Source organism: Micromonospora sp. NPDC048986 (assembly GCF_040649335.1).
Lineage (GTDB): Bacteria > Actinomycetota > Actinomycetes > Mycobacteriales > Micromonosporaceae > Micromonospora > Micromonospora alfalfae.
Map to the genome: position 1 here is coordinate 120,301 of NZ_JBEZFJ010000014.1, position 12,993 is coordinate 133,293.

Consider the following 12,993-nt stretch of genomic DNA (forward strand, 5'->3'; position numbering starts at 1 on the left):
GCTCGCCCACAGAATTGTGCGAGTGACTTGAGGATCTCCTCGGCGGTCCTGGTCCGGATGAACGGTCGTGGGTCGCTGTTCCAGTCAGCGATCCACGACCGGATGTCCGCTTCGAGGGTCGAGCACGCCCGAGCCGTGTGCGGTCAACTCGCCGAACCAGCGGCAGTCGAGGTGGAACACCTCGCGGACCGTAAAGCCGGCAGCCGACGCCACTGCGGCGACCGCCATCGTGTCGAGGCGCGCCCACCGAAAGGGTGGCCCGAGCCGCGATCCACCGCCGACGGCCTGGACGGCCAGTTGGGCCCGACCGCGCCACAGTCCGGGACCCGGTGGTTCGAGTTCGACGAGTACGGTGCCTCCAGGGCGTAGCAGATCGTGGCACCGGCCGAGCAGGACGCCGGGGTCACCGCCGATGCCGATGTTCCCGTCGATCAACAGCACATGCGCCCAGCGTCCCTCGGCGGGCAGTGCGGCGAAGACATCCCGCTGGAGGGCGACCGCGCCTCGGGCCCGGGTCAACCGGACAGCCTGCGCGGAAATGTCGACCCCGACCGCTGTCAGCCCGGCCCGGGTGAGTGCCAATGTGAGCCGGCCTGGACCGCAGCCCAGATCGAGAGTCGGGCCGGCGCACCTGTCGACGAGTGCGGCCACCGCCGGTTCGGCCGGGCCGTGCCACCGACGTACCGGCAGGCGGCTGCGCCAACCGTTGTCGCAGTGCACCAACCAGTGGTCGTCGGTGCGGCGCCGCAACGCGCTGCCGAACGCCTCTGTCGGTCTGACCCGGACGGCGCGGCTCACCGTGGGATCCCGGGCGTCAGGCTGCGCCGAACCGCCGCAACCTGGCGGGCGAAGCGGATGCCACTGGCGTGCCCCGCCGGGCGGGCCTCCAGATGGGCGGGTTCCTGGCCCTCGGGCTGGCCGGGCAGGCCCGGCGGGGCCCACCCTGAACAACCGGCGGCAATCCCTCCGGACGGACATACCGACGCATCGGCGGGCGTCGCCGCGGCTACCGCCAGCGCGTCAGCCCACTCGTCGACGTCCTGAAGCAGGGGCAGGGATTCGACGCGCAGGCCCCGCTCGCGCAGGGCCGTCCCGGTGTGGTGCCCGGTCAGTGCGGTGGACATCGGCACCGCCGTCAGCACGGCGGCGTGGCCGGGATCGCGCAGACCCAGGGCCCACCACCCGCCGTCGATGGCTGGGCCGAGCACGGCGTCGGTCAGGGCGAGGCGATGGACTGCCGCGTCGAGTTGCGCAGGGGTCACCTGTGGCGTGTCCATGCCGATCTGCAGCACGGGTCGACCCGGGTAGGCATCCGCCACGTCGGCGTAAGCGTTGGCGAGACGATCGCCGAGGTCGGTGCCGCGCTGCGGCAGGAGCTGCCAGCCGGCAATCGCCGCGGTCAGCTCGGCGGCTTCTTCGGCGTCGGCCAGCCGACCGTGCAGGGCGAGGACGGGTGTGACGCCGGGCGTGGCGCGTACGGTGTCCAGACTGTCCAGCAGCGCCGCGGCGGCGATCCGGGCCGCCTGGACGTGGCTGGCCGGTGGGCAGAGACGGGTTTTCACCGCCCCGGGCACGGGTGCCTTCGCCATCACCAGCAGGACGGTCACCGCGACCGCTCCACAGTGCGCAGGACCCCGGCGAAGTCCCGGGTCGCGCGGAGCGTGCCGCGTACCGAGCCGGAGACCTTGGACCGGGTGCCGGCGGCGCGGTGCGAGTACCGCACGTCGAGTTCCCGGATCCGCCAGCCGGCGGCGGCGGCGCGGATGAGCAGTTCCAACGGGTATCCGAAGGCGCGGTCGGTGACGCCGAGGCCCAGCAGCGCCTCGCGGTGGGCCACCCGAATCGGGCTGAGGTCGCGCAGCGGAATGCCCCGCTGTCGCAGCAGCGCCGCGACCAGCGCGGTCCCGGCCCGGGCATGCCACGGCCAGACACCGGCGGCGACCGGCCGGCGACGACCGACCACCAGATCGGCCGACCCGCTGGCCACCGGCGCGACCAGCGCCGGAAGTTGGGTCGGATCGAAGGAGCCGTCGGCGTCGAGCACACAGACCACTGCGGCCTGCGCCGCCTCCAGACCGGCGTGTACGGCCGCGCCATAGCCCCGGCGCGTCTCGTGGACGACCCGGGCGCCGTGCCGGGCCGCGACCTGCGCTGAGCCGTCCCGGGAGCCGTTGTCCACCACGATCGCCCGGTAACCGGGCGGCAGGGCGGTCAGGACGCCGGGTAGCGCCGCGGCTTCGTCGAGACACGGCAGTACCACGTCGATCGGTGATGGCATACCGGAAACGCTAGGACGCCAAGCCACCCGAGATGGGCGAAATCGGACCATCCGCATCCATACCACCGTCGCTCTCTCATCGAACGGTGCTGTCCGGCGCGTTCCCGCACGACGGTGCCGGCGGTGGCCGTACCGTCCGGTCGTCATGAGAGTGCTCGCGCCCGTGCGCCGGGGGCCGGACGTGCCCGCCCGACGCGTCGACGCCGACCTGGTGGTGCTCGGCGTCGAGGTGGCGTTGGTGGCTGTCGCGGTGGCGGTGGGCGTGTTGCTCAACGCGCGCGGTGTCGGTCTGCACGCCGACGCCGCGCCGCTCTACGCCACCTGGCGTCCGCACCCGGGTTGGGGTACCCCGGCCGCGCTGTTTGTCGCCACCGTGGTGCTCGGCTGGGGCGTCCGGTGGGCCCGGACCGCCGGGTGGGGCCGGCTGCTGGTCGCGGCCCACCTCGCGGCGGTCGCGTGGACGATGTCGTTGGCGCTGGTGGACGGCTGGTCGGCCGGTCTCACCCGGCGACTCACCCCGCAGGCCGAATATCTGCACGAGGTGCCCCGGGTCACCGACATCACGACCATGCTGGCCGGCTTCAGCGCCCGGATCCTCGATTTTCAGCCCAACGCGTGGTCCACCCACACCGCCGGCCATCCACCGGGTGCGCTGCTGCTCTTCGTCGGGTTGGACCGGATCGGCCTCGGCGGCCCCACCGTCGCCGCCCTGGCATGCGTGCTGGTCGGAGCGACCGTCACCGTGTCGGTGCCGGTGACGCTGCGGGCCCTCGGCGCGGAGGAAGCCGCCCGCCGGGTGCTGCCGTTCCTGGTGTTGCTGCCCGGCGCGATCTGGGTGGGAGTCTCGGCCGACGGCATCTTCGCCGGTGTGGTCGCGGCGGGGCTGGCCCTGCTGGCGGTGCGGGGACCGGCCGCCGCCGCGGTCGGGGGGCTGTTGCTCGGTTGCGCGCTCTACCTGTCGTACGGTCTCGTGCTGGTCGGCGTCCTCGCCCTGGCGGTGGTGGCACTGCGACCGCGAGACCGGTGGCCGGCGATGCTCGCCGCACTGGCCGGTGCCGGTGCGGTGGTTGCCACCTTCACGTTGGCCGGTTTCTGGTGGCTGGACGGCTACCACCTGGTGGTTGAGCGGTATCACCAGGGCTGGGCGGCGGATCGCCCGTACGGCTACTGGGTGTGGGCGAACATGGCGGCGCTGCTGCTCTGCGCGGGCCCGGCGCTCGGGCCCGCACTGCGCAGGAGCGCGCTCGCGTCGGCCGGTCCGGCGCGAACCGTAGCGATGCGATGGCGTGGGCCGGACCGAGCCGGGATGAGTGCCTGGCTTGACGCCCTGCGGGGAGCCGGGCCGGCGGTGCTGCTGCCGCTGGCCGCCGTGCTGGCGGTCGTCGCTGCTGATCTGTCCGGGCTGAGCAAGGCGGAGGTGGAACGGATCTGGTTACCGTTCGTGGTCTGGCTGCTGGTGGCCGCGGCGCACCTGCCGCCGGCGGCCCAACGGTTGTGGCTGGCTGGGCAGGTGGCCACCGCTCTCGGGGTCAGTCACCTGCTGTGGACGGTGTCCTGATCCGCCGGCGGCAGTGCGACGGTCTCAGGCGGTGAGGGCGGCCGGTTCCCGTAGCGGATCGGTGGCGAAGGCCGCCACGCCCTCGGCGAACCCCACCCGGGCGGTGTAGCCGAGCAGCTTCGCCGCCCGCCGGGGGTCGGCGACCACGTGTCGGACGTCGGCCGCCCGACCGCCACCGACGATCTGCGGCGCCGGCCCGGCCATCGCCTCAGCGAGGGCGACGGCCAGCTCACCCACCGTGTGCGGCTCGCCGGAGCAGACGTTGACCGGCACGAGGCCCTGCGGTGGCGAGGCGGTCAACGCCAGCAGGTTGGCCCTGGCGACGTCGGTGACGTGGACGAAGTCGCGGCGCTGCCGGCCGTCCTCCAGCACCCTCGGCGGCAGACCCTCCGCCAGTGCGGATCGGAAGATCGAGGCCACCCCCGCGTACGGGGTGTCCCGGGGCATCCGAGGGCCGTAGACGTTGTGGTAGCGCAGCGCCCAGACGCTCCCGCCGGTCTGCCGCGCCCACGCGGCGGCCAGGTGTTCCTGGGCAAGCTTGGTGGCCGCGTACGTGCTTCGCGGCTCAAGGGGCGCGTCCTCGGGCACCAGAGCTGGCGAGAGGGTGCCCGCGCAGTCCGGGCAGGTCGGCTCGTACCGGCCGGCGGCCAGATCGGCGACGCTACGGGAGGCGGGCCGCACGGTGCCGTGCGTCGCGCAGACGTACCGACCCTCGCCGTAGACGACCATCGAGCTGGCCAGCACCAGCCGGGTCACACCGGCCCGGTGCATCGCGGCGAGCAGCACCACTGTGGCGTAGTCGTTGTGGCTGACGTAGTCGGGGGCGTCGGACGGATCCAGTCCGTGTCCCACCATCGCCGCCTGGTGACACACCACGTCCACACCGGGAAGAAGCCGGTCCAGCAGCGGGGCGTCCCGGACGTCACCGACCACCGGGGCGTGCCGCCGGGACCATTCGGGGATTTCCCGGCCGTGTGCCTGAGGCAGCAGCGCGTCGAGCGCCACCAGGTCGTGGCCCTCGGCGACGAGCAGGTCGGCGATCTGCGATCCGATGAAACCGGCCGCGCCGGTGAGCAGTACCCGCATCCCGGAGACCGTAGACCGCACTCGGCCGGGGTGGGGTCGAATCACCCGCCTGCCAGGCGATCGGTATCCCGGTATGCGCCAACTTCGGCGCCCACGGCGTCTAGCGTCGCGGGATATGGGTGTGACGGACCGGCAGACGGGTTTCCCCCAGCGGTGGTGGAGGGCCCTTGAGCGGCACCCCCCACCGATCCCCGGTCTGCGCGGAGACCGCTGGCGCAGCCCGCTGCGGGGTCCCTGGCTCACTGCCGTCTACGGCGCTGTGCTCCTCGTCGGGCTGCCGCTGGTGATCATCACCGGGCTACTCGACTACGCCGCCTACGGCCCCCGGTTCGATCAGGCCCTACCCCGCGAGGTGGGCTGGTTACGGCTGCCGCCGTTCGACTGGCCGACTCGGCCGTCCTGGCTGTTCCGGGTCACCCAGGGGCTGCACGTGACGCTCGGCATCATCCTGATCCCCGTGGTGTTGGCGAAGCTCTGGTCGGTGATCCCGAAGCTCTTCATCTGGCCACCGGCCCGCTCGCTGGCCCAGGTGCTGGAGCGGCTGTCCCTGCTGCTGCTGGTCGGCGGGATCCTCTTCGAGATCGCAACCGGTCTGCTCAACATCCAGTACGCGTACCTGTTCGGCTTCGACTTCTACACCGCGCACTACTTCGGCGCGTGGGTCTTCATCGCAGCGTTCGTGGCACATGTGACGCTGAAGCTGCCCCGGCTGGTCGGCGCACTCCGATCCCGGCCGGCCCTGCGGGACCCCCGCCGACCGGGGCGGCGCGAGCCACGTCGGGCCGAGCTGCGTACCCCGCTGACCGCGACCCGGCCGGAGCCACAGGATCCGGACGACCTGGTGGCCACCGCACCCGGCGCACCGACGATGAGCCGACGCGGCGCGATAGCCCTGGTCGGTGGTTTGTCCCTGCTGCTCGGCGCCCTCACGATCGGGCAGAGCCTCGACGGTCGCTGGCGTCGCACCGCACTGCTGCTACCACGCGGACGTGAGCCCGGCACCGGACCGAACGGTTTTCCGATCAACCGCACCGCCGCCGCGGCAGGTATCCGGCCAGACGAGACCGGGCAACGGTGGCGGTTGACAGTGCGGGGCGGCGACCGTCTCGTCACCCTCGACCGTCCCCGCCTGCTGGCCATGGGCCAGCACACCGCCCGCCTGCCGATCGCCTGCGTGGAGGGGTGGTCGACACGACAAACCTGGTCAGGTGTACGACTGCGCGACCTCGCCGCCCTGGTCGGCGTGGACGATCCGGCGTCGGCGCAGGTGCGGTCGCTGGAGAAGGCCGGGTTGTTCAACCAGGCGATCCTCCAGGCCAACCAGGTGCTCGACGCCGACTCTCTGCTCGCCCTGCGGGTCAACGGCGCCGACCTCTCGGCCGACCACGGCTTTCCCGCCCGGGTGATCGTTCCCGCTCTGCCCGGCGTGCACTGCACGAAGTGGGTCGCCGACATCACCTTCCGGACCGACGCCGATGGCTGAGCCTCTCCCCCGATTCCGGGCGGCCTACGGATCGTCCCTTCAGCACCTCGTCGCCATGATCGCCTGCTTCACCCTCACCGGCTGGGTAGCACTGAGAATCGCCGAAGAGGCCACTGCCGGCCGGATGCTGCTCTGGTTCGTCGGGGCGGCCGTCGCCCACGACCTCGTCCTCTTTCCGATCTACGCTTCGGCCGACCGGGTGCTGCGCGGTGCGCTCCGGCGCTCCGGCCACGCCGCTACGGATGGTCAGCCGCCCGCTGCACGCCACCCGCTGCCTCGCCGAGCCGGGCATACGCCATCCCGACCAATCCCGCTGAACCACATCCGGGTGCCGGCACTCGCCACCGGGCTGCTGTTCCTGGTGTACCTCCCCGGCATCCTGCGGCAGGGCCGGGAGACCTATCTCGCGGCCACCGGTCAGGACCAGCACCCGTACCTGGCCCGCTGGCTGGCAATCACCGCCACGCTGTTCCTGGTCAGCGGCGTTTGGTACCTCGTGCGGCGGATCCGCTGGCGACGGGTCGACGGTTCGGCGCGTTGAACAGGTGACTTCCCGTCGCTGACCCGGGAGGGCACGAGCATGACGAGGCCCGCGGAACTGCCCCAGGCCGCAGTGGGGGTGATCGGTGGCAGTGGCAGTGGCCTCTACCAACTGGCGGACGGTGGCATGACGGTCGAGCTCTCCGCACCGTACGGCCGCCCGTCCGATCCGGTCACCGTCGGACAACTCCACGGCCGCGCTGTGGCGTTCCTGCCGCGGCACGGGGCCGACCTCCGGTCCCCGCGCCGGATCAACTACCGGGCCAACCGCTGGGCACTGCGCGCGCTCGGGGTACGCCAGGTCCGCGCACCCTGCGCCGTCGGATCGCTCACCACGGAACTGGCCCCCGGGGCGCTCGTCCTCCCCGACCAGCTGGTCGACCGCACCAGCGAACGGGCCTGCACCTACTTCGACGACGGTGCGGCACTGATCAACAGAACCGGGGCCTACGCCGGCTCGCGTACGCCGCCGGCGTTGCCTCCGTCGTCCGGCATCGGTTCGGCCGGGGCTTCTGGCAGTTCGTCCGGCGTGCCGGGCAGGAGGACGCTCGCGTCGTCGGGCACCGGTTCACGCGGGTCGATGGGCGGATACTGTTCGGGGTCGAGGTCAGGTTCAGTCATCAGGCGAGTATCCGTCGTCTTCGGGTCTTCCGCTCGTCGGGCCCGCGTCATGGCTCCCGGCACCCACCTCAAGCCCCATCAGGGATGGGTTACCACCGTTTACCGCGCGCATCTCGGACTCGTCGTGCCGCAGACTGGCTGGTAACCCGAACGTCCCAGCCGCACCCGGCTCCGGTGACCCGCGCGTTGCTCGAGTGAAGCGGTAGTCGACAGTTGCGGGCGGTCTCGTGGTAGCAACCTCATCGTCTGGCTGCCTGAACGATGTCCCGGCCGCCGGTGGGCGGCGGCGGGAGGGAGCCGCGGTGAGGCTGCGGCGGCGCCGCCACGCAGCACGGCGGGGCGCTCCCTCCCAGCCGGCACACCAGTCAGGACGGTTCATAGGCCAGATTGGGTCGCAGCCACCGCTCGACGTCGGCGACGCTGGTGGCGCGGCGGGCGGCGTAGTCTTCGATCTGGTCCTTGCCGATCCGGCCCACCGTGAAGTATTTCGCCGCCGGGTTGGCGAAGATCAGCCCACTGACGCTGGCTGCCGGCGTCATCGCGAAGGACTCCGTCAGGCCGATGCCGAGCTCGTCGGCCTTCAGCAGGTCGAACAGTTCCCGCTTCTCGCTGTGGTCTGGGCTGGCGGGATAGCCGAGCGCCGGTCGGATGCCCCGGAAACGTTCGGCGTGCAGGTCGGCGAGGTCCGGCATGGCGTCTGGTTCGAACCAGTCGCGGCGGGCCTTCAGGTGGATGTACTCGGCGAAGGCTTCGGCGAGCCTGTCAGCCAGCGCCTTGACCATGATCGCGCGGTAGTCGTCGTGCTGGGCCTCGTAGTACGCGGCCAGGGAGTCGGCGCCGTGGATGGTCACGGCGAAGCCGCCCAGGTGGTCACCCTCGGGGGCCACGTAGTCGGCCAGGCAGCGGTTGTCGCGGCCGGCCGGTTTGACCGTCTGCTGGCGTAGCATCGGCAGGCGCACCCCGTTGCCGAGGACGATGTCGTCGCCCTCGGAGCGCGCGGGCCAGAAGCCGTAGACGCCTCGGGCCTGGAAGGAGTCGTCCTTCGTGATCTTGTCCAACAGTGTGTTGGCGTCGTCGTAGAGCTCGCGGGCGACCGGCTGGTCCAGGATCGCCGGGAACTTTCCCTTGAGTTCCCAGGCCAGAAAGAGGAACTGCCAGTCGATCATCTCGCGCAGCTCGGGAAGGGTGGGCTGGACCGTCCGCCGGCCGGTGAAGTCCGGGGTCGGCAGGTCGCTGAAGTCGACCTCCTCGCGGTTGGCGCGAGCCTCAGTCAAGCCGAGCATGGGCTGGGAGCGCCGGCTGGCGTGCGCCTCGCGCAACTGCTCCTGCTCGACGCGGTTGGTGCGGTCCAGTTCGCGGGCCCGGCCATCGTCGAGCAGGTCGGACACCACACCGACGACCCGGGACGCGTCGAGCACGTGCACTGTTGTGCCGTCGTACGCGGGGGCGATGCGCACGGCGGTGTGTTGACGCGATGTCGTCGCCCCGCCGATCAGCAGCGGCATCTTGAGGCCGCGGCGCTGCATCTCGGCGCCGACTGCGACCATCTCGTCGAGCGATGGCGTGATCAGGCCGGACAGGCCGATGACGTCAGCGCCCTCGGCGACGGCCGTGTCCAGAATCCGGCCGGCCGGAACCATCACGCCCAGGTCGATGACCTCGTAGCTGTTGCAGCCCAGGACCACGCCGACGATGTTCTTGCCGATGTCGTGCACATCGCCCTTCACTGTCGCCAGCACGACCTTGCCCTGCCCGCGGCCCGGGTCGATCCGGCCCTCCAGGCGGGCCTGCTCCTTCTCGGCTTCCATGAACGGTTCGAGGTAGGCCACTGAGCGCTTCATCACCCGGGCGCTCTTGACCACCTGCGGCAGGAACATCTTGCCGGCGCCGAACAGGTCGCCGACGATCTTCATTCCGTTCATCAGCGGGCCCTCGATGACATCGAGGGGTCGGGCGAGGCCCTGTCGGGCCTCCTCCGTGTCCTGTTCGATGAAGTCGACGATGCCGTGGACAAGCGCGTACGACAGCCGCTCGTGCACCGGCGCCTCGCGCCAGGACAGGTCGACCGCACGCTTCGTGCCGGAACCGGTAACGGTCGACGCGAAGGCGACCAGGCGGTCGGTGGCGTCCGGGCGCCGGTCGAAGATCACGTCCTCGACGAGTTCGACGAGGTCGGCGGGGATATCGGCGTACACGGCGAGCTGGCCGGCGTTGACGATGCCCATGTCCAACCCGGCGCGGACAGCGTGCAACAGGAACGCCGAATGCATGGCCTCGCGAACCACGTCGTTGCCCCGGAAGGAGAATGACAGGTTGGAGATGCCTCCGCTGGTGCGGGCACCCGGGCAGCGCGCCTTGATCAGCGGAAGGGCGTCGATGAAGGCCTTCGCGTAACCGTTGTGCTCGGCGATCCCGGTGGCGACCGCGAGGACGTTCGGGTCGAAGATGATGTCCTCCGGCGCGAACCCGACCTGCTCGACCAGCAGATCGTAGGCCCGACCGCAGATGGACACCTTGCGTTCGGTGGTGTCGGCCTGGCCCTGTTCGTCGAAGGCCATCACCACCACGCCGGCGCCGTAGTCGTGAATCCGGCGGGCCTGAGCGAGGAATGCCTCAGTGCCCTCCTTGAGGCTGATCGAGTTGACCACGCCCTTGCCCTGCACGCACTTGAGGCCGGCTTCGAGGACCGTCCACTTCGAACTGTCGATCATCACTGGGATGCGGGCGACCTCGGGCTCGGTGGCGATGAGGTTGAGGAAGGTCGTCATGGCGCGCTCGCTGTCGAGCAGGTCCGCGTCCATGTTGACGTCGAGCAGGTTGGCGCCGCCGCGGACCTGCTCCAGGGCCACGTCGACCGCCCCCTGATAGTTGTCCGACTCGATGAGCCGGCGGAACTTGGCCGAGCCGGTGACGTTGGTGCGCTCACCGATCATCACGAACCCGGTGTCGGGTCCGATCGCGAACGGCTCCAACCCACTGAAGCGGGTGGTCTCCGCCAGGGCGGCGACCGTCCGTGGCGGTGTGCCGGCCACGGCGGCGACGATCCGGGCGATGTGCTCCGGTGAGGTGCCGCAGCAGCCGCCGACGACGTTGAGCAAGCCGGACGCGGCAAACTCGCCGAGCAGGCTGGCGGTCTCCTCCGGCGTCTGGTCGTAGCCGCCGAAAGCGTTCGGCAGACCGGCGTTGGGGTGACACGCCACGTAGGTGCCGGCGATCTTGGAAAGCTCCTCGACGTGCGGGCGCATCTCGGCCGCGCCCAGCGAGCAGTTCACGCCGACGACCAGCGGATCGGCCCGCTCTATCGAGCGCCAGAAAGCCTCCACGGTCTGCCCCGACAGCGTCCTGCCGCTCAGGTCGACGATGGTCACGGAGATCCACAGCGGCAGCTGCGGCGCGACCTCACGGGCTGCGGCGATGGCGGCTTTCGCGTTCAACGTGTCGAAGATCGTCTCGATCAGAAGCAGGTCGACGCCGCCCTCGGCCAGGGCCGAGATCTGCTCCGCGTACGCCGCGCGCACGCCGTCGAAGTCGACGGCACGATACGCCGGGTCCTCGACCCGCGGCGACAGCGACAGCGTCACGTTCAGCGGCCCGACCGAGCCGGCCACGAACCGGCCACCGAACTCGTCCGCCGCCTGCCGGGCCAGCCGCGCACCCTGAACGTTCATCTCACGAACCAGTGACTGGAGCCCGTAGTCGGCCTGGCCGATGCTCGTCGCCGTGAACGTATTGGTGGTGGTGATGTCGGCGCCGGCGGCCAGATACCGCCGGTGTACGTCCAGGATGACGTCCGGCCGGGTGAGGTTGAGCAGGTCGGGATCACCGCTGACGTCCTGCGGATGGTCGACAATCAGGTCGCCCCGATAGTCCGCGGCGGTGAGCCGCGCGCCCTGCAACATCGTTCCCCAGGCGCCGTCCAACACCAGAACACGCTGGGACATCAGCTGCCGCAGCGACGATGCGGTGTCTTTCTGGCTCGATAACGCGCTCAAGCGGTCGCCTCCGAAGCTCGGAGGCGCCCTTGTCGAAGAGATGTGGGCCGAGCGTGGCGGGCTCCGCCCGTCGCAGCGCCTCTCGACCCGACAGGCAGATGTTACCCGACCCGTCTGCCTGGAGGTCCCCGTACGGCGTCGGCGTCTGGCCGCCCCGGTCACCCGGCAAGCCCGATCGTGACGAGCACCGCCCATCACTGGCGATGCAGCGGCGGGACCTCCCATGTTCGTCGGGACCGTTATCGTGTGCGGTGGCACAAACGTTGCGAGGTGCCCTGCGCGAGTGGGGAGAATCGGGAAGCCGGTGGGAGTCCGGCACGGGCCCGCCGCGGTGACCGGGGAGCTGCCACCCACGCGTACCAGACGCAGCCACTGACCCTGCCGGGTTGGGAAGGCGGGTGACCAGCGTAGATCCGGGAGTCCGAAGACCGGCCTCGCGTCATCGCCCCGTCAGGGGCACGAGCGCAGCGGGAGCCTGCCTTGGACACCGGCCTCTACGAGACCATCCACCGCCGCCGGGACGTACGTGCCCAGTTCACCGGGGCGCCGATCCCCGACGAGACGTTGAACCGGGTCCTCACGGCGGCGCACGCCGCCCCGAGCGTCGGCCTCTCCCAGCCCTGGGACTTCATCCTGGTCCGCGATCCCGAGCTGCGGCAGGAGTTCCACCGGCACGTGCAGCGGGAACGGGACACCTTCGCGGCCACTCTGCAGGGTGCGGCGGCGGAACGCTTCAACCGGATCAAGATCGATGGCGTACGCGAGTCGACGATGTCAGTCGTAGTCACGTACGACCCCGAGCGGGGCGGACCGGCCGTGCTCGGCCGTCACGCGATCGCCGACGCCGGCCTCTACTCGGTCTGTCTGGCGATCCAGAACCTGTGGCTGGCCGCAACCGCCGAGCAACTCGGGGTCGGCTGGGTCTCGTTCTACCGGGAGCCGTTCCTACGCGACCTGCTCGGCATCCCGGCCACCGTCCGCCCGGTGGCGTGGCTCTGTCTCGGCCCGGTCACCCATCTGGAGCAGACGCCGGACCTGGAGCGGCACGGCTGGCGCCAGCGACGCCCGGTGTCATCGGTGATCCACCACGATCGTTGGACGACGGAGTGACCAAAGTGGTTGTGGCGGCGCTGTCGCGCCAGGCACCCCGCCGGCATTCCTGAGGTCGGAGTGTCAACCTGGCATGACGGCCCGGCCGGAGTGTTCTCAGTGGGCCCGGCTCGGCGGTAGGCCTGGGTGGCGCCAGCAATCCGGCCGCTCCCGCGGTAGGTCACCTCCGGCCTGTCTCGGTCTCTGACCACCAAGTTCGCGAAAGTCCTCGCCTTGTCACGCCATTGGCCTCCTGCCGCACAGATGTCCACGCGCGCCCGGTTACAAGCTCCGCCGGTGTGGCCTGTCGCCGGGTTCCCTGTCTGATTGCAGTTGCCCTGCGCTG

At 71.0% G+C, this 12,993-nt stretch carries 10 protein-coding genes, 2 pseudogenes and 2 riboswitches; of the genes and pseudogenes, 6 read left to right on the forward strand and 6 right to left on the reverse strand.

Features of this window, described 5'->3' with window-relative positions; all coding sequences use genetic code 11:
* Positions 1-84: 84 nt before the first annotated feature.
* The 3 genes and pseudogenes from AB0B94_RS26000 to AB0B94_RS26010 all read right to left on the reverse strand — a co-directional run bounded on the left by AB0B94_RS26000 (position 85) and on the right by AB0B94_RS26010 (position 2,278).
* Positions 85-750, reverse strand: a complete 666-nt coding sequence (locus AB0B94_RS26000) for a class I SAM-dependent methyltransferase (protein WP_357285861.1) — start codon at positions 748-750, stop codon at positions 85-87.
* A 239-nt stretch (positions 751-989) separates the two neighbouring features.
* A pseudogene (locus tag AB0B94_RS26005) lies at positions 990-1,607 on the reverse strand (TIGR04282 family arsenosugar biosynthesis glycosyltransferase); the annotation flags it as partial.
* Positions 1,604-2,278, reverse strand: a complete 675-nt coding sequence (locus tag AB0B94_RS26010) for a glycosyltransferase family 2 protein (RefSeq protein ID WP_357285598.1) — start codon at positions 2,276-2,278, stop codon at positions 1,604-1,606. The gene AB0B94_RS26010 and the pseudogene AB0B94_RS26005, both read right to left, overlap by 4 nt.
* A 145-nt stretch (positions 2,279-2,423) precedes the next feature.
* Here AB0B94_RS26010 and AB0B94_RS26015 point away from each other — a divergent pair, with 145 nt between their 5' ends.
* A complete protein-coding gene (locus tag AB0B94_RS26015) occupies positions 2,424-3,836 on the forward strand; it encodes a hypothetical protein (protein ID WP_357285602.1) in 1,413 nt (470 codons plus the stop codon).
* A gap of 24 nt (positions 3,837-3,860) precedes the next feature.
* Here the strand turns inward: AB0B94_RS26015 and AB0B94_RS26020 are convergent, their stop codons facing one another.
* The gene (locus tag AB0B94_RS26020) at positions 3,861-4,922 is read right to left on the reverse strand and encodes an NAD-dependent epimerase/dehydratase family protein (RefSeq protein ID WP_357285605.1); all 1,062 of its coding nucleotides are present in this window, start codon (positions 4,920-4,922) and stop codon (positions 3,861-3,863) included.
* A 115-nt stretch (positions 4,923-5,037) separates the two neighbouring features.
* Between AB0B94_RS26020 and AB0B94_RS26025 the strand changes: the two genes are divergently transcribed.
* From AB0B94_RS26025 to AB0B94_RS26035, 3 genes and pseudogenes are all read left to right on the forward strand, one after another.
* Positions 5,038-6,405, forward strand: a complete 1,368-nt coding sequence (locus tag AB0B94_RS26025) for a molybdopterin-dependent oxidoreductase (protein WP_357285609.1) — start codon at positions 5,038-5,040, stop codon at positions 6,403-6,405.
* Positions 6,398-6,946 carry a hypothetical protein gene (locus AB0B94_RS26030; RefSeq protein WP_357285612.1) on the forward strand — a complete coding sequence of 183 codons (549 nt, stop codon included), beginning with the start codon at positions 6,398-6,400 and terminating at the stop codon, positions 6,944-6,946. Before AB0B94_RS26025 ends, AB0B94_RS26030 begins: the two co-directional genes overlap by 8 nt.
* 78 nt (positions 6,947-7,024) lie before the next feature.
* Positions 7,025-7,381 (forward strand): annotated as a pseudogene (locus AB0B94_RS26035) (5'-methylthioadenosine phosphorylase); the annotation flags it as partial.
* Between the two features lie 11 nt (positions 7,382-7,392).
* On the opposite strand, the gene AB0B94_RS26040 reads toward AB0B94_RS26035, so the two are convergent.
* The gene (locus tag AB0B94_RS26040) at positions 7,393-7,566 is read right to left on the reverse strand and encodes a hypothetical protein (protein ID WP_357285615.1); all 174 of its coding nucleotides are present in this window, start codon (positions 7,564-7,566) and stop codon (positions 7,393-7,395) included.
* 49 nt (positions 7,567-7,615) lie between these two features.
* On the opposite strand from AB0B94_RS26040, the gene AB0B94_RS26045 reads away from it, so the two are divergent.
* Entirely contained in the window at positions 7,616-7,711 is a 96-nt protein-coding gene (locus tag AB0B94_RS26045; protein ID WP_357285864.1) for an aspartyl/asparaginyl beta-hydroxylase domain-containing protein, read from the forward strand.
* A 220-nt stretch (positions 7,712-7,931) separates the two neighbouring features.
* Here AB0B94_RS26045 and metH read toward each other — a convergent pair whose 3' ends face one another.
* Positions 7,932-11,558 carry a methionine synthase gene (gene metH, locus AB0B94_RS26050; RefSeq protein WP_357285619.1) on the reverse strand — a complete coding sequence of 1,209 codons (3,627 nt, stop codon included), beginning with the start codon at positions 11,556-11,558 and terminating at the stop codon, positions 7,932-7,934.
* A gap of 14 nt (positions 11,559-11,572) precedes the next feature.
* A riboswitch (S-adenosyl-L-homocysteine riboswitch) is annotated at positions 11,573-11,648 on the reverse strand.
* A gap of 161 nt (positions 11,649-11,809) precedes the next feature.
* Positions 11,810-12,010, forward strand: a riboswitch (cobalamin riboswitch).
* A gap of 28 nt (positions 12,011-12,038) precedes the next feature.
* On the opposite strand from metH, the gene bluB reads away from it, so the two are divergent.
* Complete coding sequence (gene bluB, locus AB0B94_RS26055) at positions 12,039-12,668, forward strand: 5,6-dimethylbenzimidazole synthase (protein ID WP_357285625.1); 630 nt, start codon at positions 12,039-12,041, stop codon at positions 12,666-12,668.
* The last annotated feature ends 325 nt before the right edge of the window (positions 12,669-12,993 follow it).